The 20,826-nt window shown below is 55.7% G+C and carries 21 protein-coding genes; 11 read left to right on the top strand and 10 right to left on the bottom strand.

The features are described 5' to 3' along the window. Positions 1-14 precede the first annotated feature (14 nt). The gene (locus Q4501_RS13180) at positions 15-1,001 is read right to left on the bottom strand and encodes an ABC transporter substrate-binding protein (RefSeq protein WP_303596703.1); all 987 of its coding nucleotides are present in this window, start codon (positions 999-1,001) and stop codon (positions 15-17) included. Next, positions 998-1,972, bottom strand: coding sequence for an isopenicillin N synthase family oxygenase (locus tag Q4501_RS13185; protein ID WP_303596704.1), 975 nt, complete (start codon positions 1,970-1,972; stop codon positions 998-1,000). The genes Q4501_RS13180 and Q4501_RS13185 overlap by 4 nt, the downstream gene beginning before the upstream one ends. 239 nt (positions 1,973-2,211) lie before the next feature. Between Q4501_RS13185 and Q4501_RS13190 the strand changes: the two genes are divergently transcribed. Continuing rightward, the gene (locus Q4501_RS13190) at positions 2,212-3,573 is read left to right on the top strand and encodes an 8-oxoguanine deaminase (RefSeq protein ID WP_303596705.1); all 1,362 of its coding nucleotides are present in this window, start codon (positions 2,212-2,214) and stop codon (positions 3,571-3,573) included. 48 nt (positions 3,574-3,621) lie between these two features. On the opposite strand, the gene rutF is transcribed toward Q4501_RS13190, so the two are convergent. Genes rutF through rutA form a run of 6 tightly spaced genes read right to left on the bottom strand, consistent with a single transcriptional unit; the run spans position 3,622 to position 7,848 of the window. After that, positions 3,622-4,113, bottom strand: a complete 492-nt coding sequence (rutF, locus tag Q4501_RS13195; protein ID WP_303596843.1) for an NADH-dependent FMN reductase RutF — start codon at positions 4,111-4,113, stop codon at positions 3,622-3,624. Between the two features lie 48 nt (positions 4,114-4,161). Beyond that, entirely contained in the window at positions 4,162-4,752 is a 591-nt protein-coding gene (locus tag Q4501_RS13200; protein WP_303596706.1) for a malonic semialdehyde reductase, read from the bottom strand. Continuing rightward, positions 4,749-5,582, bottom strand: coding sequence for a pyrimidine utilization protein D (gene rutD, locus Q4501_RS13205; protein ID WP_303596707.1), 834 nt, complete (start codon positions 5,580-5,582; stop codon positions 4,749-4,751). The genes Q4501_RS13200 and rutD overlap by 4 nt, the downstream gene beginning before the upstream one ends. Before the next feature lies 1 nt (position 5,583). Further along, positions 5,584-5,970: a pyrimidine utilization protein C gene (gene rutC / locus Q4501_RS13210; protein WP_303596708.1), complete on the bottom strand. Its 387-nt coding sequence runs from the start codon at positions 5,968-5,970 to the stop codon at positions 5,584-5,586. 16 nt (positions 5,971-5,986) lie between these two features. Further along, positions 5,987-6,760, bottom strand: a complete 774-nt coding sequence (rutB, locus tag Q4501_RS13215; RefSeq protein WP_303596709.1) for a pyrimidine utilization protein B — start codon at positions 6,758-6,760, stop codon at positions 5,987-5,989. Next, positions 6,757-7,848 (bottom strand): pyrimidine utilization protein A, encoded by a 1,092-nt coding sequence (gene rutA / locus Q4501_RS13220; RefSeq protein WP_303596844.1) that lies wholly within the window; start codon positions 7,846-7,848, stop codon positions 6,757-6,759. The genes rutB and rutA overlap by 4 nt, the downstream gene beginning before the upstream one ends. Positions 7,849-8,143: 295 nt before the next feature. On the opposite strand from rutA, the gene rutR reads away from it, so the two are divergent. The 8 genes from rutR (at position 8,144) to Q4501_RS13260 (ending at position 15,966) form a co-directional block, all read left to right on the top strand. Beyond that, positions 8,144-8,836, top strand: a complete 693-nt coding sequence (gene rutR / locus Q4501_RS13225; RefSeq protein ID WP_303596710.1) for an HTH-type transcriptional regulator RutR — start codon at positions 8,144-8,146, stop codon at positions 8,834-8,836. 255 nt (positions 8,837-9,091) lie between these two features. Beyond that, on the top strand, positions 9,092-10,102 hold the full coding sequence (locus tag Q4501_RS13230; RefSeq protein ID WP_303596711.1) for an isopenicillin N synthase family oxygenase: 1,011 nt from the start codon (positions 9,092-9,094) through the stop codon (positions 10,100-10,102). A 1-nt stretch (position 10,103) separates the two neighbouring features. Further along, positions 10,104-10,490, top strand: a complete 387-nt coding sequence (locus Q4501_RS13235; RefSeq protein ID WP_303596712.1) for a VOC family protein — start codon at positions 10,104-10,106, stop codon at positions 10,488-10,490. 32 nt (positions 10,491-10,522) lie between these two features. After that, positions 10,523-11,611 (top strand): BMP family ABC transporter substrate-binding protein, encoded by a 1,089-nt coding sequence (locus tag Q4501_RS13240; RefSeq protein WP_303596713.1) that lies wholly within the window; start codon positions 10,523-10,525, stop codon positions 11,609-11,611. Further along, positions 11,608-13,128 carry an ABC transporter ATP-binding protein gene (locus Q4501_RS13245; RefSeq protein WP_303596714.1) on the top strand — a complete coding sequence of 507 codons (1,521 nt, stop codon included), beginning with the start codon at positions 11,608-11,610 and terminating at the stop codon, positions 13,126-13,128. Before Q4501_RS13240 ends, Q4501_RS13245 begins: the two co-directional genes overlap by 4 nt. After that, entirely contained in the window at positions 13,121-14,212 is a 1,092-nt protein-coding gene (locus Q4501_RS13250; RefSeq protein ID WP_303596715.1) for an ABC transporter permease, read from the top strand. Before Q4501_RS13245 ends, Q4501_RS13250 begins: the two co-directional genes overlap by 8 nt. Before the next feature lie 2 nt (positions 14,213-14,214). Then, the gene (locus Q4501_RS13255) at positions 14,215-15,141 is read left to right on the top strand and encodes an ABC transporter permease (protein WP_303596716.1); all 927 of its coding nucleotides are present in this window, start codon (positions 14,215-14,217) and stop codon (positions 15,139-15,141) included. A 30-nt stretch (positions 15,142-15,171) separates the two neighbouring features. Continuing rightward, positions 15,172-15,966, top strand: a complete 795-nt coding sequence (locus tag Q4501_RS13260; RefSeq protein ID WP_303596717.1) for an SDR family NAD(P)-dependent oxidoreductase — start codon at positions 15,172-15,174, stop codon at positions 15,964-15,966. A 37-nt stretch (positions 15,967-16,003) separates the two neighbouring features. On the opposite strand, the gene Q4501_RS13265 is transcribed toward Q4501_RS13260, so the two are convergent. Continuing rightward, entirely contained in the window at positions 16,004-16,954 is a 951-nt protein-coding gene (locus Q4501_RS13265; protein WP_303596718.1) for an isopenicillin N synthase family oxygenase, read from the bottom strand. A gap of 27 nt (positions 16,955-16,981) precedes the next feature. Then, the gene (locus tag Q4501_RS13270; RefSeq protein ID WP_303596719.1) at positions 16,982-18,328 is read right to left on the bottom strand and encodes an amidohydrolase; all 1,347 of its coding nucleotides are present in this window, start codon (positions 18,326-18,328) and stop codon (positions 16,982-16,984) included. A 360-nt stretch (positions 18,329-18,688) separates the two neighbouring features. Between Q4501_RS13270 and Q4501_RS13275 the strand changes: the two genes are divergently transcribed. Together Q4501_RS13275 and Q4501_RS13280 are read left to right on the top strand one after the other, a co-directional pair. Then, entirely contained in the window at positions 18,689-19,891 is a 1,203-nt protein-coding gene (locus tag Q4501_RS13275) for an amidohydrolase/deacetylase family metallohydrolase (RefSeq protein ID WP_303596720.1), read from the top strand. A 734-nt stretch (positions 19,892-20,625) separates the two neighbouring features. Further along, positions 20,626-20,778 (top strand): rubredoxin, encoded by a 153-nt coding sequence (locus tag Q4501_RS13280; RefSeq protein ID WP_303596845.1) that lies wholly within the window; start codon positions 20,626-20,628, stop codon positions 20,776-20,778. Positions 20,779-20,826 lie beyond the last annotated feature (48 nt).

Below are 20,826 nucleotides of genomic sequence, written 5' to 3' on the forward strand. Positions count from 1 at the left end.
TATTCAGCTAACACTCAGTCAGCATAGACGGCTTCAATGAACGAAAGATCAAACGCCTTCTCATACTCAAGATCCTCAGGCAGAGTACCCGCGGCCACCATGTCGTCAAAGAATGTCTCCCAGCGTTCAGCTGTCATCATGCCATAGCGCCCACCCTCGGCGGCATCAGAAAGCAGCATATTTTCTTCCTGCATTTTCGCGTGCGTATAGGCAAGCAGCTCATCCTGCATCTCCGGGTTATCAGCCTTGATCAGCGCATTGGCCGGCTCAGGGTTTTCGAAGTATGCCTTCCAGCCCTGCGCCGTTGCCGTCACCATTTTCTGTACGACTTCGGGGTTTTCCTCAACCATTTCGCGAGTTGTATCCAACGTAGCTGCGTATGCTTTCCAGCCATAGTTGGCCAGCAAAAGACTCTTACCTTTTACACCTGCCTGCTCCAGGAAAAAACCATCGTTGGTTACATAACCTTGCTGGATGGCCTGCTCATCTCTGATGAACGGCGCAAAGCTGTAGTCATAGGCCTGCAACTGTTCATCGGTATAACCGTATTCGGTTTTCAGCCAGGGCCAATAGGCAACGCGGCCCGCCGTAGGCACACGCATGGGCTTACCTTTCATGTCCTCTAACGAGTCATTGCCCACCTCTTCATGGACCACAAGTGATTGGGGGTCTTTCTGGAAGAAAGCCGCCACTGTGACCAGAGGAATACCCTGATTCACGGCATTAAACGACTGCAAACTGTATCCCATGATGAAATCCATGGAGCCGCCCATCAGCAATTGCACGTTGTTCACCTGAGGCCCACCCATTTTGATAGTGACATCCAGCCCCTGCTCCTCATAGAGCCCCATGGCTTTGGCTGCATAGAAGCCGCCGTGCTCAGCCTGTGCGTACCAGGTGGTAGATACAGTAACCGGGATAAGTTCTTCTGCATGGGTCAAGCCGGAGATGGCACTGAGCGACAAGGTAATACCAGCCGCCAGGGTTTTAAGTTTGTTCATAGTGATTCCTCGGTTTCCGGGCTTGATGCCCCGTAAGTGTTGGTAAGCTTCTCGTGCAAGTGCTGGCCCGCTGAAATCGGACCGTATAAGGGGGGCGCGTCTACCGCAGTGCAGCTATCGATGCAGGCTATTTCTGCAGACTTGTTCGGATGACAGAAAAAGGCGATGGAGTAGCGGTCTTTGCGGCGGTTCTCAGGGGCCACATTCACCCGGTGGGGGGTTGAGCAAAACACATGGTTGGTCCACCGATGCATAAGATCGCCCGTGTTGACCACAACGGTTCCGGGAATCGGTGTCGCCCGTAGCCATTCTCCGCCGCGAGTACGAACCTCCAGCCCGCCGACTGCATCCTGGAATAGCAGCGTAATACTTCCGTAGTCGGTATGGGCTCCTGCCCGGCTTTCACCATCTTCGGGCTCAAACCCTTCAGGCAATGGCGGGTAATGCAACAGTCGCAGGGTATGGTCGTGCTCGTTATGAGCCTCTACAAAGAAGTCAGCCGGCAGGTCGAGAGCCAAAGCAAACGCCTCCAGTACGCGACCAGCAGTCTGGGTGCACTCCGCCAGAAACCCGCTCATGACCGACTCAAATTGCGGCTGACCAACGGGCCAAAGGTTTTTGAACGCACCTGGTTCCGGGCGTTCCGGTGCCAGGTTGAAAGCCTCTTTCAGGTCGCCCGGACGCGTGGGGTCCAGCTTTTCCCGCTTGATTCCAACATAGCCCCGGTTACTCTCGGCATTTTGCCAGGCGACCTGCTGCTTCAGCTCAAGGGGCAGATTAAAAAACGCTTCGGATGTGGCGAATGCTTCCGCCAGCCTGGCTTGCGGCATGCCACAACCGGACAAGTAAAAGAAACCCCAATCCTTGCTGGCTTGACGCATCTGCGCTGCCACTGCCTCACGATCCGCTTCGGTTCCATCAAGGAACGGCGCGAAATCAATTACAGGTATTTCCTGCTCATCGCCTGCCATGTTCTCTCCTGCTGAATTCACAATTTGCTATCCATCTGGTCAATATATTTGCAACAGACGTGCCATATGAAAACCCCCTAAAAACCGCTCTTAACAGGGTATTTTCAGAGAAGACCTGCATCATTAAAGTGCAGGCGCTCCATTTTCTGACCATTTCGTCAGGCTTTTATAAAGAAAAATGAGGCATTACTATTGCATGTGAATAAGCCACAAATTCTTTGCACGGGAAAACGCCAGCAATGACAGACACTCTGCTACTGAAGAACGCCCGGGTTATCGCCACCATGGACGATGACGAGCGCGAAATTGAAAGTGGCTACATCCTTGTCCGGAATAACCGGATTGAAGCAGTGGGGCCTCAAAACGAGTGCCCGCAGGATGCTGACCGCACAATCGACCTGAGTGGCCACGTAGTCATTCCAGGCCTCATCAACACTCATCACCACATGTTCCAGTCGCTCACACGGGCCTTGCCGGCAGCTCAGAACGGCGAATTGTTTGACTGGCTGAGCGCACTCTTTCCCGTATGGCGAAACATCACTCCGGAGATGCAGCGGGCCGCGAGCCGCACGTCCATGGCCGAACTCATGCTGTCCGGCTGCACCACCGCAGCCGACCATGCCTACCTGCACGTCAATGGCATCACTCTGGATGACAGCGTGCAGGCCGCCACCGAAATGGGCATACGCTTCCATGCCGCCAGGGGCGCCATGAGCCTTGGTCAAAGCCAGGGCGGCCTGCCACCCGATGAGCTGGTGGAGTCCGACGAGCGCGCCATACTGAAAGATATGCAAAGAGTGGTTGAAGACCACCACAACTACAGCCCCGACGCGATGGTCCGGGTGGCGCTGGCCCCTTGCTCCCCGTTCACGGTGACCAAGGACCTGATGCGTGAAGCGGCCACCATGGCCAGATCATTGAAGGTAGGGTTGCACACCCATACTGCGGAGAACTGGAAGGACCTGGCATTCAGCATGGAGCGTTATGGCATGACGCCCACGGAATTCTCCGAGGATGTTGGCTGGGTGGGTGAAGACGTGTGGCACGCCCACTGCGTCCACCTTGATGAGCCGGGAATTGCCCTGTTTGCCCGCACGGGTACCGGGGTGGCTCACTGCCCCTGCTCCAATATGCGCCTGGCTTCCGGTATCGCTCCAGTGCGAAAAATGCTGGACGCCGGCGTGAAGGTTGGCCTGGGTGTGGACGGCAGCGCCTCCAATGACAGCGGAAACCTGCTCGATGAAGCCCGGCTGGCCATGCTCTCAGCACGGGTAAGGGACCAACAGCCAGGAGCTATGACGGCCCGCGAAGCCCTGCGTATCGCCACCCGCGGTGGCGCAGAGGTTCTGGGACGAGGCGATGCTCTGGGGCGGATACAGCCCGGCTACTGTGCCGACATAGTCGCTTTCCGTACTGACGACATTGCCATGGCCGGTGGCCAGAGCGACCCTATTGCCTCTCTGGTGTTCTGCACACCTCCACGGGTGCACTGGAGCATCATCAACGGTCGTGTGGTGATCGAGGAAGGTCAGCTTATTACCCGATCGCTGCCCCATATTATCGAGGAGCAGAACCGAATGGCCGGGCAACTGCTTTTATAACCAACCGCGCTGTCAGGCCCGTATGGACCTGACAGCGTCTGCCGGTCATCACTGGGATTTCAGTTGGTGATAGCCACGATCGAAATAGACCAGGCTGCCAACCTCGTCCTGCTGTCGCACACCGACGACTTCGCAAAACAGGATGTCGTGGGTTCCCACGCTTACCCGCTTACTGATCATACAATCGAAGCTGATAAGAGCGCCCTCCAGTACCGGCGCACCGGTCACCGCCGTGCTCCAGTTGGCGGCAGCGAACCGCTGCTCCATTTCGGACTTGCCGCCAAAAATACCAGACAGGTCTGATTGGCTGTCAGCAAGGGTGTTTACGCACAGGCTCTCGCTGCTGCTGAATGCGTCGTATACAGAAGCTCCCCGGTTCAGGCAAACCAGTAAGGTCGGAGGTTCATCACACACACTACATACTGCCGTTGCAGTAAAACCTGCGCGGCCAACGGGCCCGTCAGTAGTAACAACGTTAACGGCGGCGGCCAGAGTCGACATGGCATCGCGGAACGTCTGTTTGTCGACCTGCGGTGGCATGGCCAGAACCTCACGAAGTTGCTGTTGTGGTTTCATGGTTTTCTCCTGTCAGGACAGACGGCAGGCGTCGGCGAATTCAAGGCGCGACAACCTGTCATAAATTTTTTCCGGATTGCCATAACCCAGATTGATCAAAAGGTTCGATTTCCAGGTGGTTCCGGCGAAAAAAGCCTCGTTCACTTTCGAAGGGTCAAAGCCGGACATGGGTCCGGTATCCAGGCCCAGCGAGCGAGCAGCCAGTATCAGATAAGCCGCCTGCATGGAGCTGTTCCGGAAAGCGGTTTCATAAGCCATTTCCGGGCTGCTGGTAAACCAGCTGCGGGCATCGCCATGGGGAAACAACTCGGGCAGGCGCTCGTAGAATTCTTCGTCGTAAGCCACGATCACCGTAACCGGCGCCGTCATGGTTTTTTCGCGGTTGCCGCTGGACAGGCACGGCTCCAGCTTTTGTTTGCCGTCATCACTGCGAACGAACTCAAAGCGAGCCGGGCAGCAGTTGGCCGAGGTTGGGCCCATTTTTACCAATTCATAGAGCTGCTTCAGAGTTTCATCAGTTACCGGCCGGTTTTGCCAGCCATTGTGCGTACGGGCCTCGAAAAATAGTTGATCGAGTGCCCTGGTTTCCAGCTGCTGGCTCATAGAACCTCCTGATTTACTTTGGCTTCTGTGGGTAGGCGGTGTTTGCGCAGGTGGTTTAGCATCAGAGTGTTAAAGCGTTCCGGCTCCGTAACATTGATCGCATGCCCACCCGACGGCAAAAGCTTCACGCTGGACAGAGGCAACCGGGCAGCCAGTGTCTGGGAACAAGTCCAGGGGACAAGAGAGTCATCCCGGGTCGCCAGAACCAGCGCATCAACCCTCACCTCGGCCAGCTCTTCCGGGGTCATTTTCCATGTCTGCAGAGCATGCATACGGCGCAACAGATTTTCCTGGGGAGGAAAGCCAGCAAGCTGGTGGGTAATCTCCTGGTCCAACCATTCGCTGTTCTCGGCAATCCAGACCGGCGGGTAAAGGAATAGCGGCTGGGCTTCCAGATAAGCCTCTGGACCATTACTTAACAGCAGTTTCCGACGAACAGAGAAACATCGGCGCGAAAAGGCATTGGGTTCAGCCCAGGCATTAATCAGCAACAGACTTCCAAGCCGCCCTGGTGAAAGCCGCGCCAACTCAAGGCCTATCAACCCTCCGAGTGCATGCCCAATAAAATGCACCGGGCCTGAAGCCGTAGTTTCCAGAAGCGCATCCAGCTCGGCAGCCATATCCTTTACAGTATAGAATTTCGGCACCTCGCCACCGCTGCGACCGGTACCAAACTGGTCATAGACCAGAACCCGGTAGCGCTTGGCAAGCTCTGGCACCTGGGAAGCCCAGTAGCTACCTGAGCCCCCCAGACCAGCACTAAGCACGACGGTTTCACCATCGTCGGGACCCAAGGATTCCCAGTAAAGCGCCCCCGCAGTGCCACTCATATTATTTACCTACGTGCGCGATGCTGGCGATCTCTACCAAAGCATCCGGTTTTACCAGCTCGCACTTGATACAGTATCGGGCAGGTTTCTCACCCGGAAAATACTCAGCGTATACCTTGTTGACAGCCGCGTAGTTGTCCCAGTCCGTTACCATGATCATGTTGAACGTGACGTCATCCATGGTGCCATTCGCGGCTTCGACAACACCTTTAATTGCCTCAAGCACGTGCCGGGTTTGAGCTTCGGCATCGCCCACATGAACCACATTGTTGTCCTTGTCGAACGGCAGGGTTCCGGAAACATAAAGGATGTCGTTGGCCATGGAGCCAGGCACATAGGGCGCCAGCGGCTTGCCGCTGCCTTCAGGAATAATGGATGTTTTTGGCATGATAAATCTCCGTTGTTTAAGCAGGTATGGTTTGGGATGGCGTGGTTTTAGCCGTTTCGCTCAACGAGCCAAACGTGTTACAGAAATCATCGGTGCTGGACACCCAACCGAAAAAGGTCTCAATGTTGTACAGTGCAGCTTGCTGAATAAACTCTGGACCTGCCTGGTAGGTTGCGTCCGCGAGCACGACACCGAAATACTCCAGGAAGAAGCCATCACGCAGAGTGGATTCCACACAAACGTTAGTGGCAATCCCGGTGAAGACCAGATTGCGGATACCACGGCTGCGCAGGATGCTGTCAAAAGCCGTGTTGAAAAAGCCACTGTAACGGGGCTTGGGTATAACGATGTCTCCGGTCTGCGGCTGCAGTTCATCAACCAGGTCATAATCCCATGTACCCTTGGCGAGCATGCTGCCATTCAGTTCCGGTGCTTTGCGCATGGCCTTCAGAGCATTGGACTTGTACCAGTTTGGAGAGCCCGGCCCACCCGCCTCCACGTACTCGGAGTCCCAGCCGTTCTGGAAAAAGATCACGGGAATACCGGCAGCCCTAGCCGTGGCAATGGCACGCTTGATTTGCTGGATAACCGGCCCGGTTGCAGACACATCGAAACCAGCCTTGTCCAGATAGCCACCAATGGTGGAGTAGGCGTTTTGCATATCAACGACCACCAGCGCAGTCTCACTGGCACGCATGTGCAAGGCTTCCGGTTTACCCGGCAGTTCAAGTGCCGTTTCGTTACTGGTGTTCAGGGCATAACCTGACTTTTCAATCGCTATGTTGCTCATACCGCCTGCTCCAGTTCGTCATTGACATGGACGCGGCTCTTCATCAATGGCTGGATATACTTGCCAAAGTCTTCAATGCCCTGAACAAAATCATCAAAGGTGAGCATGACACCACTGACCCCATTCACAGTGGACACCTCATCCAGCATCCGGGCAACATTCTCATAGGAACCAACCAGGGTGCCCATGTTGATGTTCACCGCAGACGTGGGGTCTGACATCTGGCGAATGTTGGTATCGGATTTCGATTTTTTGTCTGCCGCACCCTGCTCCCCTAGCCAAGCTACCGCTTCTTCGTCCACACCTTCCTTGTAATGTTCCCAGCGCGCACGGGCAGCTTCGTCGGTTTCATCTGCGATGATCATGAACAGAGCAACCGAGCTGACATCACGGTCGGACGTTTCCATTGCCTTCACCAGGCGGTCTACCGTCGGGGCAAAAGCAGTCGGAGTATTTACGCCCTTGCCAAAGCAGAAGTTGTAGTCGGCATACTTCGCGGTGAACGCCATGCCGGCTTCGCTTTGACCGGCGCAGATAACCTTCATGTCTGCCTTGGGTACAGGGCTGACCCTGCAATCGTCCATCTTGAAATGCTCACCTTTGAAGTCACTGCGACCAGTGGCCCAGAGATCCCTCAAAACTTGGGCATACTCGCCCAGATAATCGTAACGGGAGCCGAAAAATTCATCTCCTGGCCAAAGGCCCATCTGGGAGTATTCCGGTTTCTGCCATCCGGTCACCAGGTTGACCCCGAAGCGCCCGTCCGAAATAGAATCAATCGTGGAGGCCATTCGGGCCACGATGGCAGGCGGCATGGTAAGTGTTGCAGCCGTAGCAAACAGTTTGATCTTGCTGGTAACAGCCGCCAGCCCGGCCATCAGAGTGAACGACTCAAGGTTATGTTCCCAGAACTCCGTTTCGCCACCGAAGCCCCGCAGCTTGATCATCGACAATGCGAAGTCAAAACCGTAATTTTCGGCTTTCTGAGTAATCTCCTTGTTCAGTTCAAAGGTTGGCATGTACTGCGGTGCATTCTTTGAGATCAACCAGCCATTGTTGCCGATAGGAATGAAGACTCCGATATTCATCTGTTCGCTCATCTGTTCCACCTCACAGTTCCGGTTTTAAGGTGCCTCATGGAACAGCACCCTTTCCGACAACCGCAGCATAATATCGGCCATAATTTGTTTTATATCTGATTTTCAGATACTTGCATGATTCAAGAAAACGCTTTCAGACCAAACGGTCTGCTTTAGAGCACTTGGTTTGTGCAGCGCGTTCGCTTTTGGGGCAAGATCAAGGAAATGATTAAAGGTCCTATCCATGGAAGATTCCGGTGCTAGAATGATCGCCACATTCAGACAGCGGATAGTGGAGAGCCACGTGAGTGCCAGCACCAGAGGCAAGGAGCCAGCCCGACAAGCCAGACGCAAGCAGCAACGGGTACCCTCTGCTGCATCGTTGAGCAGACGACTGCGCAATAGCGAAAGAAAGCGCGCTGTTATTCTTGAAGCGGCACTGGAGACTTTTTCCAAGTATGGGATACATGGAGCAAGCATCGAACAGATCGCTCTACAGGCAGATGTGTCGAAAACCAACCTGTTCTATTACTTCACTAATAAAGAAGAGCTTTACGTCAGCGTACTGCGAAACCTACTGGATCTATGGCTGAAGCCACTGAGAGCTTTCACGGAAGACCAGGACCCGATTGAGGCTATTCGTGACTACCTCAGGGTCAAACTGGAGTTCTCCCGAGACCACCCAGCAGAATCCCGCCTTTTCTGCATGGAGGTCATGCAGGGCGCCCCCCTGATGCTGACAGAATTGCAGCAGCCGCTTCACGATCTGGTCGAGAACAAAATTGCAGTTATTCAAACATGGATAGATCAAGGCAAGCTGTCCGCCGTGGAACCTTACCACTTGATTTTCTCACTCTGGGCAACGACTCAGCACTACGCAGACTTTCGGGTTCAGATCGAAGCTGTCGCCGGGAAGACCCTGGATGATCCTGCATTTTTCACAGAGACCCTGAAGAGCCTTGAGACCATCATTCTCAACGGCGTAAGCCCTCGATAGATCGTCTGACCCATCTCCGATGGGGCGCCCGCCCCCATTTTGTGCTTAAAGCTCCGCCCAACCCAAAACCATGCACTCTAATCTAGACCATTTGATCCGCACGAAAGCACCCAAAAAACCTAAGACCATGGTTTACATGTGATTTTATAAACTGGCACACATGCTGCAGCCTCTTTTCTGGAGCGAGATCCCTTTTTGTCCTGGCCAAAACCAGGCCCTTCTCGCAATAACCTGACTGAAAGGAGGGTGTCACCCATGCAGTTGCAACACGTACCAACTATTGATCTTGCCCCATACTTCGAGGGCACCCCCGAAGGTAAGCAGAAGGTTGCCAAGGAGGTCGACAGAGCCTGCAAAGATATTGGGTTCCTCGTGATAACCAACCATGGCATTCCCAAGGAGCTGGTAGACCGCGTTTACTCACTGAGCCAACAGTTTTTTAACGAACCCATGGCTGAAAAGCGCAAAGTGGACCGCCCCAGTCCGGACATGGTGCGCGGTTATAGTGCGGTCGCAGAGGAAAGCCTGTCCTACTCTATGGAAGAAGCCGCACCGGGGGATCTGAAAGAATCATTCTCCATCGGTCCGACCGACGTACCTGACGATGAATACCATCGCGGCCCGGCAGCCGGCCCCCACTTCGCACCGAATGTCTGGCCCGAAACCATCGAAGGCTTTAAAGAAGCCTACGCCGAGTATTTCGATGCGATGAGCAGCCTTGCGCGCTCACTGATGCGCATCTTCGCCCTTTCCCTGAAGCTCGACGAACATTTCTTCGACGATAAAATCGACAAAGAAATCAGCATGCTACGGACCCTAAGCTACCCCAACATGGGAACCAATATTGAGGAAGGCCAGATGCGTGCAGGCGCCCACACCGACTACGGCAGCCTGACCATCGTAAAACCGGATAACTCTCCGGGCGGCCTTCAGGTGTGCAACCAGAACGGAGACTGGGTGAGTGTGCCTTACGCTGAGGACAGCTTCGCGGTCAATATTGGCGATCTCATGATGCGCTGGACCAACGATCAATGGATTTCTACCTTGCATCGTGTCGTCAACCCGCCGCTGGAAGCAAATACTGCTCACCCTCGCCAGTCCATCGTTTTTTTCCATCAGCCCAATTACGACGCCATGATCGAATGTCTGCCCAGCTGCCTGGGTGAAAATGGCCAGGCAACCTACCCCCCAGTCAGTTCCGGCGATCACCTGAAATCCAAATTCGTTAAACAGACCACTTTTGGTGGGACCCAGGAGGTAGCCTGAAATGAGCACACTTTCTTATGTGAACATCTTTGCCGAAGACATTGAGGGCCTGAGCGTCTTCTACCGGGACCTGTTCGGCTTCAAAGAAATCCCCGAAATCCGTTCGCCCATTTTCCGTGGGCTGGACACAGGTCGCTCCTGCATCGGCTTTAACGCAATAGACGCCTACGAGTTGTTGAAACTGGATGACTACTCAGACACCAAAGGCTGCAAATTCCTTCTCAACATAGATGTCGACAGCCAGGAAGAGGTGGATGAGTTCGTGCCCAAGGCGCTGGGCGCAGGCGCCACTCTCATCAAAGAGCCCTACAAAACCTACTACAACTGGTATCAGGCCGTGCTCCTGGACCCTGAAGGTAATGTTTTCCGAATCAATTACATGATGTAGACCTGCCTTACCAACCCAAAGGAAATAACGCGATGAAAAAGCTACTACTCAGTGCCGGTTTTGCACTGGCCAGCTTCTTTGGCCTGACGAACGTTGCTAACGCCGAGGGCCTGACTCTCGACGGGCCGCCTAAGGTTGCCATGATATACATCTCCCCAACCAACGATGGTGGCTGGACCCAGGCGTTCGACGAAGCACGTCTGCGCCTCGAGGAAGAGCTGGGAATCAAAATCCAGTATGTAGAAAGCGTTCCTGAATCTGCATCAGCTATTCGCCCGGCTGTAGAGCGGTTTATCAAACGCGGTACCAATATCGTTATCGGTACCGCTTTCGGTTACTCCGACACCTTCAAGTCGTTATCTGAAGACTATCCAGATGTTGCCTTCCTGAATGGTTCCGGTACGACCAACGGTCCCAATCTGCTGTCGTTCTATGGTCGTACCTACGAAAGTCAGTACCTCTGCGGCATGGCTGCAGGCGCTGCATCAGAAACGGGCAAACTGGGCTTTGTTGCCGCGAACCCGTTTGGACCAGTCAACTGGACCATCAACGCCTACGCCATGGGTGCCCGTGAAATGAACCCAGATGCAACCGTTTCTGTGGTCTATACCGGAGCCTGGAATGACCCCACCAAAGAGCGCTCTGCAACCAAGGCTCTGATCGACCAGGGCGCGGATGTTATCGGTCAGCATGTGGACACACCGACACCGCAACTGGTTGCTCAGGAAAACGGCGTTCTGGGTACAGGCCACCACCGTGATTTCCGCGAGTTTGCCCCGGAAGCCACCATATGTTCTTCCGTCTGGGTCTGGGATCGTTTCCTGAAAACAGAGCTGGAAAAAATCATTGCCGGAAACTGGGTACCTGAACCGCACGGTGCGCTTCTGTCCATGCAAGAAGGTGGAACGGATATCGCCTGCTGCGGCAAGAACATCGACAAGCAGGAAGAAGCCAAAATCATGGCCGCTCGTGACGAACTCCTGAAAGGTGAACTGGAAGTCTACGCAGGTCCAGTTGTCGATCTGGACGGAAATGTCCGTGCTGCCGAAGGGGAAGTCCTCCCGGACGGCGCCCTGTGGCAGATGGACTGGTTTGTTGATGGAGTTATTACCCAACAATGAGTAAACAGAACGCGATCCAGCTGAGCGGTGTCAGCAAGACCTTTGATGGTTTCAAGGCTCTTACCGACGCCGACTTTACCGCCAAGTGGGGAGAGGTTCATGCCCTTCTGGGGGAAAACGGAGCCGGCAAGTCGTCCCTGATGAACATAGTGGCCGGTTTGTATGGCCCCGAAGGCGGATCGTTGTTCATTGATGACAACCCGATAAAACTCAAAGGCCCCAAGGAAGCAGCCAAGCTCGGCATTGGTATGGTGCACCAGCATTTCAAACTGGTGATGCCCTTTACCGTTGCTGAGAACATTCTACTGAATCTGGGGCACATCCAGACGTCAGGGCTTTACCGGGAACGCCTGCGCCGGGTGTCTGACGACATCCGTGCCATGGCGAAACGCATCGGGTTTGAAATCGACCCCGATACTCGCGTTGATCAGTTATCCATCGCTGAGCAGCAGCGGGTAGAGATTCTTAAAGTGCTACTGGCCGGAGCCAAGGTCTTGATCCTTGACGAACCGACAGCAGTACTCACTGAAGAAGAGGCCGAGCGGCTACTGACCACTGTGCAGGGCTTTGCCCGCGAGGGTGCAGCCGTTATTTTGGTGACGCATAAAATGAACGACGTTCTGCGCTACGCGGACCAGGTCACCATCATGCGCGCCGGTCAGACAGTCAAAAGCCTCAAACCTGATTCCGTGTCCGTTGACGAGCTGATCAGGCTTACCGTGGGCGAATCCACCTCTGACCAGTCGGCTACACCTGAGAAGCGCGCACCCGGGGCGCCCTACCTTCAGGTAAAAGGCCTTACCAGCACGGGCGCGCCACGTGCACTCAATCACCTGGACCTCACCCTGAATAAGGGCGAGATCTATGGGCTTGCAGGCGTCGGCGGCAATGGCCAGAGCGAACTCGCCAATGCCCTGATGGGCATCCCCGAACCGGTAGAAGGACAGATGGAGATCGCCGGAGAAGGAGACCTGGCCGGCTTCGATGCTGCCAGAAGGCGCGCCATAGGCATTGCCTCCATACCTGCCGACCGCTATGGCGCTGCACTGGCAGGTCCCCTTTCGATTGCAGACAACTTTGCTCTGGGTGACATTCATTCCGGCCGTTATGGCCCATTCTGGTACCTGAAAACCCGGGCTATCGAAGCGGACGCCGCAGAAGCGGTACGCCAGTTTGATGTTCAGGGCGTTCGGTCCCTGAAACAGAAAGCCGCCCTGCTTTCCGGCGGCAATGCCCAGAAGCTGGTTATCGCCCGGGAATTCAACCATCCACCAAAGCTGGTTCTCGCTCACAGCCCTAGCCGTGGCCTGGATGTAAAAGCCACGGAAGCCGTCCGGGACAGATTGCGGGCAGCGCGGGATGACGGTGCGGCAGTACTCCTGATCAGTGAGGACCTGGACGAAGTCATGGCCATGGCGGACCGGATCGGCGTCATGTCCGCCGGCCGAATCGTGGCCGAATTTTCACAGCCGGCTGACCGCCAGGCCATCGGACAAGCAATGGTGAACCATGTCTGATTTTGCATTACGGCGCCCCCTGCTTAACCGCAGATATGCTCTGGAAGTTCGCCAACAGATGGCGTGGCCATGGCAGGCCCTGATTCTCGGAGCATCAATGATTCTGGGCTTACTGTTGTCCGGCGCCATACTGGTTGTGGCCGGCGTACCCGCAGGTGAGCTACTGAACGAATTTGTAATCCTGACCCTGTTTGATGCCCAAAGCCTCAAGTCCGTCTTATTTCAGGCATCGCCACTCATCATGGTTGGCCTGGCTGGCTGCCTCGCGTTCCGGGCCAAGTTCTGGAACCTGGGTCTCGAAGGTCAGATGATTTTTGGTGCCATCGGAGCCACCGCAGTGACTATCTGGGACATCGGCAGTCCAGGTATGCGTCTCCCCCTGATGATGGCTGTTGCCATGGTAGGCGGGCTACTCTGGGCCGTGGCCCCGGTACTGCTCAAGCTCAAGCTGCAGGTCAACGAGATAGTCTCGACATTGATGCTGAACTACATCGCCATCAATGTCCTGCTGCACCTGATGTACGGGCCCTGGAAGGACCCGAAAGATGCCTTCCCCTATTCCCCCAAGTACGACAGCTTTGAACTCTTGCCAGAACTTGGCAGCGGCCTCAGTCTTTCGATCCCTATCGCTATAGTGATTGCGCTGATCGTACTCTGGTTCGTCAACATCTCCCGGGCCGGCCTGTACCTTCGCTTTGTGGACAAAAGCCCCAAAGTGGCCGGAGCAGTCGGGGTTCCGGTGGCAAAAACCATTTTGATTGCGGTTCTCTTCTCCGGCGCTCTGGCCGGGCTCGCAGGCCTGATGGTCGCCGCCGGGCAGGAAGGCCGTCTTACACACTCCTTTTATGTAGGCTACGGATTCTCCGGAATTCTCATCGCGTTTCTGGCACGGAATAACCCCATCGCCGCCACCTGTGCCGCGCTGTTGATTGCCACTCTGTTCGTATCAGGCCGCAGCCTTCAGGTGTTCTACCAGATCCCGTTTGCCATGGTGCAACTCATACAGGCCGTGCTGGTGATCTGCGTTGCTTCTTCGGACTTCTTTATCCGTCATCGTATCCGCCGCGTTCAGGGAGGAGACTGACCATGGATCTGATTACCAGCTGGATAGGTAACATTCCTGAATTCGCCGTTCCATTTGCCCTGGCTGCTCTGGGGCTCATTATCACCGAGAAATCCGGTGTACTGGCTCTCGGTGCGGAGGGGTTAATGCTGGTGGGTGCCGTTATCGGTGTCGGTGCCGCCCTTACCGTTGACAATACCGCTGTTGCCCTGGCGATCGCCATGATTGCAGCCAGTGTGGTCTCTCTTTTATTTGCTCTTATGGTGCTGGTTATGCGCATCAATCAGGTCATTTCAGGACTGGTGCTGGTGTTTTTCTGCCAGGGGCTGACCACACTGACAGGCACACTGATGGGCTGGACCAACCAGCCGGTTTCCGGGCTGGGAGCCATAGCACTCTGGCCGCTGTCCGAGCTGCCATATGTGGGCCGCTTCTTCATACAGAATGTTGTTGTTTATCTGGTCCCGGTGATCTTCGTGGTCGCGGTCTGGGCTCTTAACAGAACAACCCCCGGCCTGCGGCTACGAGCGGTTGGCGAGAACCCACAGGCTGCAGACGCTGCCGGCATCTCAGTGCTGGGTTATCGTTTGGCGGCGATCATGATTGGTGCCGCCCTGATCGGTCTTGCTGGCGCTTTCATCGCCGTACTCAGCAACAAGCTCTGGATATCCAACATGACCGCCGGCCGCGGCTGGATTGCTGTCGCCCTGGTTATCTTTGCCCGCTGGTCGCCCTGGAAAGCACTCGCCGGCGCCCTCCTGTTTGGCTGTATTGAAGCACTGATACCGCAACTCGCTGCATCGGGTATCAAACTGCCCCAGTACTTCGTCTTCATGGCACCCTATGCAATTACCCTTGGCGTAATGATCTGGGTGGCCGCTTCGAAGCGAGATAGCAGCAGTCAACCAGGAGCTCTCGGAACGCCCTTTATCCGGGAAGAACGCACCTGACCCACTCCTCAACCAACCCTGGAGAAAACATTGAACAAAATCCTATTTGTGACCGGTGCCACGTCGGGCTTCGGGGCGGCCATCGCACGCAGGTTCGCGCGGGACGGCTGGGACCTGGTCATCTGCGGACGGCGTACTGAACGCCTGCACATACTGGCCGACGAACTGGGTGCAATAACGCAGGTTCACCCGTTAAAACTGGATGTACAGGACGCCGACGCAGTGCGGCAGGGCATCGAATCCTTGCCAGCCAGCTTTCGTAACGTCCATACACTGGTCAACAATGCCGGGCTGGCACTGGCACCTTCGGCCATGCAGGATGTCGAGTTGGCAGACCTGCACACCATGATCAACACCAATATCACCGGCGTGGTTAACGTCACACATGCATTGCTTCCTGCCTTGATCCGGACCGGTGCCGGAGCCAACATCATCAACATAGGTTCAACCGCAGGTGAATGGCCCTACCCGGGCAGCCACGTTTACGGTGCCAGCAAAGCGTTCATCAAGCAGTTTTCATACAACCTCCGGTGCGACCTGCCCGGTACAGGCGTGCGAGTAACCGACCTGGCTCCGGGCATTGCGGAAACCGAATTTTCGATAGTGCGGAACAATGGAGATCAGGCAGCTTCCGACTCTGTGTACCAGGGAACTGTCCCCCTGTCCGCCAGCGATGTGGCTGAGCAGGTCGCTCACATAGCAAACCTGCCGGATCATATAAATATCAACAGGGTTGAAATGGTACCGGTGCGTCAAGCCTGGGGGCCCTACGCCATTCATCGCGACGCAAGCGCAGAACAACCGGGCGAAACCAGACAAAACTAATAAATTACGGCCGGACAGTTTGTTCGGCCTTCATACTTCAGGCCTTGTCCTGACGGTGATCGTAGGTTGCGTTAAGCCGCGATGCCAGATACTCCGCACAGGTTACCGGCTCGTATTTCGGCGCCTGATCCGGTACCACGTCCCTTGGGTCAACAATAGACTCCGGGTTCACCTCCAAAAAGAAAGCAATCGCGTAACGCTCCCTGGCCGGCGGCCTGACCCTGTGGGGCGTGGAGACGTATACATCGTTGCTCCAGCGCATCAGACAATCACCGATATTACACACGAAGGCTCCGGGCACATGGGGCGCCTGAATCCAATCCCCTTGTCGGTTGAGAACCTCCAGTCCTGCCACCTCATCCGTTGCCAGTATGGTGACATTGCCATAATCCGAGTGAGTACCTGCGCCTCCATCTTCCCGGTCCGTGCTCCCCGCAGTCGGCGGGTAATGAAGCATTCGCAGCGTCGCAATCGGCAGGGTCAGGTGCTGGGTGAAGAAGTTTTCGTCCAGCCCCAGGTCTAGACTGAAGCCACGGTGAATCGTGCGCCCCAACTCCAGACAGTGATCAAAATAGTTCAGGGCCTGCTCCCTCCAGCCCTCGATTGGCGGCCAGAAATTGACACCCCGGAAGGGTTTGCCAGCCAGCACATCCGGATGATCTTCAGGGAAGTCCGTTCCGATGTTAAAAGCCTCTTTCATATCTGCACCCGATTCCGGGTTCAGTTTCTCGTCGGCCATGGCCACATAACCCCGGTTGTGCGGCGAACGCTTGATTGACATCGCCTCCTTTTCACCCAAGGGCAGTTCGAAGACCGTCCGGGCCAAGGCAAAGGCGCCTTCGCAAACCGTTTGGGGGATACCGTGATCGGTCACGTAGAAGAAGCCTACATCCCGGCAAGCACGGCCCAGTTCCGCCGCAGTGGCCCGGCGTTTTTCCGGGTCATCGCTACGCAGGCCGCTCAGGGAAATAATCGGTAGTGAAGACATAGGGTTGCTCCAGTGTAATTGGGTTCATCAAACCATTGCTGCGCGGGTATGTGAGAGCTTGTCGCACGCGGCGAACAGCGCCAGCCCCTGGCGCTGTGCCTCAGTAATGACAGAAGATTGGGTGACTAGAGTCGCCTCGCCATTATCGATCAGACGAGCCCCATCCACCCACACCCCGGCCACATTTGAGCTGCTGGCAGCATAAACCAGGTTCCACAACAGGTTACCGCCTTGCTCACTCACGCTGACCGGCGTCATGTTGGCTTTGCCAAGGTCGAGCAATAACAGGTCCGCCTTCTTGCCTACCTCCAGAGAACCGATCTCATGATCCAGCCCCAGGGCTTTGGCGCCATTGATGGTGGCCATGCGCAGAATCTGGTCGGCGGGCAATGCGGTGGCATCCAGGCGGGTAGCTTTCTGAATGAGGGAGGCAAACTTCATCTCCTCAAACATGGTCAAACTGTTATTACAGACAGGGCCATCGGTACCTAGCCCCACCGTTACGCCGGCGGCCAGCATTTCGGGCACCCTCGCCACACCACTGGCCAGTTTGGCGTTACTCACCGGGCAGTGGGCAATACTGGTTCCTGTATCCGCCACACGGGCGACTTCTTCATCGTTCAGCCACACGCAATGGGCCAACAGGGTCCGCTCGCCCAGGATTCCGTAGTGATCCAGCATCGCCAGTGACCGCCGACCCAGCTCCGCGGTCACCGCCCGCTCTTCCTCTTTCTGTTCACTGCAATGGGTGTGAATGCCCACGCCGTACTCCCGGCTCAGCTGCGCAGCCTCCCGATAGGCGTCTTCCGTACAGTAAAACAGGTGTTCAAGCCCCATCCAGACGCGGATGCGGCCGTTCTGAGTTTCATGGTGGCTGTGGATCAACTGACGGTTTTCCTCCCGGGTGGAAAAGAAATCTTTGCCAGGCTTATCGGCAACGTAGGGTGCCAGCTGCACCCGAAGGCCGAGCTCTCCCGCGGCATCAGCACAACGGTCCATGTAGCGGAACATGTCCATAACACAGGTAGTGCCGGACTGCAGAGCTTCCAGATAACACAGACGCGCAGAGTGATAGGCGAACTCTTCTGTCATGGCCCGGTGTTCCAACTGGTACCAGGGCAGCCACTCCATCAACGGCATATTTTCAGTAATGCCTCGCATGAGGCTGGAGTGGGAGTGGCAATCGATCAGACCTGGCAATAAAGCGTGGCCTCGTGCATCGATCACTTCACAGTTCTCGGGGATGTTTACCTCCCGGTCGTCTCCTGCCTGGGTAATCACTCCATCTTGCACCACCAGGGTCCCGTCGGGAATCACCCGGTTGCGGGGATCAACAGTGAAGATCGCGGCGTGACGGATTGCAAAGCTGGACATACAGGCTCCTGCACTTTCTGACCATTTGATCAATTTTTGAAAGCAATCGTTGTGCCACGCTCCGACACTGACTTGACGGGCCTGAGCACAACAAATAGCAAGCCTTGATGCACCGGCAACGACCATTTCACTTCACTTTGCACCATAACCAATCAGCTTTCTTGACTGCCTGATCATTAATTATCTGATATTCCAACCGTTAGCCATGCCCCAGAATCGCTGGCATATATCCTGCAGAGCTGACTATGGGAATTTCCGGGCCGAGAGAACCTCCTGGATCAGACTCCTGAGTCAAGATGACATTCCTCTGTCATAACGCCTTACTGGCGTACGGTTCTCTTGAGATTCTGGAGGAATGCTATGCCTTCCACACAAAACGATGTGCTGGTGTTAAAAGGAGGCCGGGTCATCGACCCGGCTAACGGGTTCGACGGTATTGCAGACGTAGTAACCAGGGGTGACACCATTATTGCCGTGGGCCCGGATGCAGGCCAACAATACCCTGACGCGCAAATCCGGGACACGAGCAACAAAGTGGTGACCCCGGGGCTGATCGATATCCATACTCACTGCTATACGGGGCTGGGCGATTTTTGCTTGCCAACAGACCTGATGGGCGTCGATTCGGGCGTGCCAATCATGGTCGACGCAGGTACCACCAGCAGCACCATTTTCGGGTTGGCCCGAAAAGGCATCATTGACCACCCGGATACCAAAACAAAGATCTTCGCACTGCTCGACCCGTCGCAGATCTATCTGGCTAACAAGACGTTCATCTGCCACTACCTGCGCATCGCCGATGATGAGCGCAATATCGATGTTGAGGCCGCCAAAAAGGTGGTGGACGAGAACCGCGATGTCATCGTTGGATTCAAAGTTCGGGCGACTATTACCGACGACCCGGACCGTTCACCATTCCTGGAAGCAGCCCATCAGATTGCTCCGGATCTGCCCATCATGATCCACCTTGGCGCCTTTCCTCACACGCCGGTGCTGGACACGGAAAAACTGCTGTACAAGCTGCGCAAGGGCGATATGATCACCCACGCCTGCCGTGGCGGCGGTGGCCAACTCGACCAGAAAGGTGAGCCGACCAAAGCCTACAAAGACGCCTACGAGCGCGGCGTACTCATGGATATCGGGCACTCCGCCGGGGATTTCCACTTCCGCACTGCGCGGAGGCTGATCGAGCGGGGTTACCTGCCAACGACCATTTCCACCGACCTCAACGTGTTCAACGTCGACGGGCCGGTGTACTCGCTGTCCACCACCATGTCCAAGATCTGGGCACTCGACGTGCCACTGGGGCAGGTCATCGCCATGACCACCATTAATCCTGCCCGAGCTATCAACCAGCAGGACCGCTATGGATCGCTGAGCGTCGGGCGGCAGGCTGAAGTGAGTGTGCTGGATATCGAAGAGGGGCCTTGCACCCTGTCTGACGGCAACGAGGAACTCATCGCCCAACGCCGGCTACGCGCAGTAGGCTGCCTTCGCAACGGCCAGTGGTATGACGCCATCCACGACCAGAAGCAGAACTCAGACTTGAAGGTGGCGGTATGAGCAGCACTACAGCCATGCAGGAACCGGCTGTCGATCCGAAAGTTTTCTATAGCAGCCTGGTACGAACCCTTGAGCTGCGGCGGGACTCCCTCTCCGAACCGGAAAAGAGCTTTGGCGGCTACCAGCCTCTGGATCGGGCAGAGCTTCTTGAGTGGCTGAAGTTCCAGTGCTGGTACGAGCAGGAAGCCGCCGGCTTCATTGGCTCCTGGTTACGGGACACCCCGGAACCGGAGGTGTTTGTTGGCCTGTGTCAGCAGGTCGCTGATGAAGGTAAACACTACAAGCTGATATTGTCCCACTTGCAATCTCTGGGTGCTTCCATGGAGGACTGGTCACCGGAACCGGAATGGGTTGAGTGGGTCAGTGAATTCTACGCCAGTGGCGATGACACTCTGGAACGGGTGGCAGCTCATAACATTACCGGAGAACTGGGCGCTATGGACGCTTTCGATGGGCTACTGCCACGCATCCCGGACGCCACCCGGGCCATGCTGGAGAAGATCATCCCTGATGAAAAGTTCCATGTTTCTCTGGGGCGTATGGCCGTGCACCGCTATGCCACCACCCAGGACCGGCAGGCTCGTGTTGAGGCGCGGGTGCTGAAGGCATTCGAGCTGGAACAGAAGGGCAGGTTGGCTTTCGAACGCCGACTCGGCGCGATCCGTGAACAGGCAGTCAACGATTCTGCTGAACAGGCGCCTGCAAAGGGTGACGATGCACCAACCGCCCAATGGGTGTGCCAGGTCTGTGGCTGGATCTACGACGAGACGGTGGGCGATCCGGATTCCGGCATTGCACCAGGAACACCCTTCGAGGATATTCCGGACGACTGGGTGTGCCCGGAATGTCTGGTTACCAAGGATGACTTTGTTCTGCTGTCAGTCTGAGGCAATCCGTTACAGAGAAAAGCTAACCAGGAGGGCGCTTTAACGCCC

This window comes from Marinobacter sp. 2_MG-2023, from assembly GCF_030546935.1.
Lineage (GTDB): Bacteria > Pseudomonadota > Gammaproteobacteria > Pseudomonadales > Oleiphilaceae > Marinobacter.